We start from the raw sequence: 2,160 nt of genomic DNA on the forward strand, positions 1-2,160 counted from the left end.
AAGTTTTTTTTCGCTAAACGCGTAATTACTTCTTCTTTGTTTTCTCTAATAAAATGTATTTGTAACATGTTTGTTTGTTTTTGGAAAGCAAATGTAAGAAATTGTTGTAAATTTTTTAGAAAAGAATGTGTAGAAATGTAAACTGTGATTAAAGATTAAAAAAAAATAACTATTTTCGTGCTTTTAAAATAATAATAATGAAAAATATTATTCAATTCATTTTTGTTTTATCTACCACTTTCAGTTTTTCTCAAACTACGGAATTAGAATTTGATAAAATGGTGGAATCCGAATCAAAATCGGCAGCTTCAACGATGAATGTTCAAGTAAATCCGAACACACAAAACTATGATGTTACCTACCATGAATTACGTTTTACAGTTAACCCGAACAATTCTCCAGCTGCGATTAGTGGTGTAGTAAAAACTACGTTTACTGCTTTAGCAAATATGAGTTCTATTACTTTTGATATGGCTACTCAGTTAGTAGTGAGTTCCGTTACCATGAATAGCACGAATTTAACTTTTTCTCAAAGTAATTACGAATTAAACATTACTTTTCCGAGTACCATTTCTACAGGAACTAGCGCCTCAGTAATAATTACTTATGCGGGTATTCCGCCAACTGCTGAAGGTGCATTTACAAGAAGTACACATAATGGGACGCCTATAATTTATACCCTTTCAGAACCTTTTGGTGCTAGAGATTGGTGGCCATGTAAGCAAGATTTAAATGATAAAATCAATAGTTTTGATATGTATATAACGGCGCCTTCTGCTTTCAATAGTGTTTCGAACGGGCTACAACAGAGCAGAATTGTAACAGGTGCCAATGCCACTACACATTTTAGGCATTTATTTCCAATTCCTGCCTATTTAATTGTTTTAAACATAACCAATTATGTAGTATATAATCAGCAAGCAGGTTTAGGAACGGTGGCTTCCCCTTATTTTCCAATTATAAATTATTTATATCCAGAATCTAATACAACTACAATTCAAAACCAGTTGGATGTAACTCCTGGAATTATGAATTTATTTGAAAGTTTGTTAGAACCTTATCCATTTAGAAATGAAAAATATGGTCATGCTCAATTTGGTTGGGGAGGCGGCATGGAACATACAACGGTTTCCTCAATGGGAAGTTTTGGGAGGGACTTAATTTCACATGAATTAGCTCACCATTGGTTTGGTAATAAAATCACATGTGGCACTTGGAAAGACATTTGGTTAAATGAAGGATTAACAGAATATATGTCTGGTTTGGTTCATGAGCAAGACGGGGCTACTAATTTTGTAACTTGGAAGAATAATAAGATAAATAACATAACATCTTCACTTTCTGGGGCTACTTATTTAACAGATTTAGAAGCATTAAATGTAAATCGAATTTTTAGTTCCCGATTAACATACAATAAAGGCTCGATGATTACTCATATGTTGCGTTGGAAATTGGGAGATGTGAAATTTTTTCAAGCATTAAAAAGTTATTTAGCGGATCCTGCTTTAGCCTACGGATATGCCGTTACAGCGAATTTAAAATCGCATTTAGAAGCAGCCGATAATGGCAATAGTTTAACGGAATTTTTTAACGATTGGTTGTACAATCAAGGGTATCCCACTTATACTATTACAGCTCAAAATTGGGGCGCTGGACAAGCAAAAATTATTGTAAATCAAACGCAATCCCACGCTAGTGTTTCTTTTTTTGAAATGCCTCTAGAGATTAGATTAACAGGAAGTGGCTCACAAGTAGTAGACGTTGTAGTAAATAATACCAACAATGCTCAAGAGTTTATAGTATCGGTTCCGTTTGTAGTAACTGGCGTTGCTTTTGACCCAAACAAACATATTATTTCTAAAAACAATACGGCTACATTAGGTACTGAAAATTTTGATATGAACTCCGCGATTTCTGTTTATCCAGTTCCTTCAGAAAACGAATTAACCATACAATTCCCGAATAATGTTACGTTATACAAAGTGGAAATTTACAATAATTTAGGGCAACTTTTAAAAACAGATTTCAAAAATATTCTTGATATTTCTGGACTTTCAAGTGGTGTTCATTATTTAAAACTTGAAACTTCAGAAGGCTTATTTCATAAAAATTTCATAAAAAAATAGGGTAACCATAAAATAATATTAAAAAGTAAGGCGA

1 protein-coding gene is annotated in these 2,160 nt (G+C 32.8%); it reads left to right on the forward strand.

Going from position 1 to position 2,160, the window contains the following annotated elements; all coding sequences use genetic code 11:
• Nucleotides 1-197: 197 nt before the first annotated feature.
• Nucleotides 198-2,126, forward strand: coding sequence for a M1 family metallopeptidase (locus ABWP60_RS09545; protein ID WP_353151797.1), 1,929 nt, complete (start codon nt 198-200; stop codon nt 2,124-2,126).
• Nucleotides 2,127-2,160 lie beyond the last annotated feature (34 nt).

The sequence above is a fragment of the Flavobacterium sp. genome, from assembly GCF_040402895.1.
GTDB lineage: Bacteria > Bacteroidota > Bacteroidia > Flavobacteriales > Flavobacteriaceae > Flavobacterium.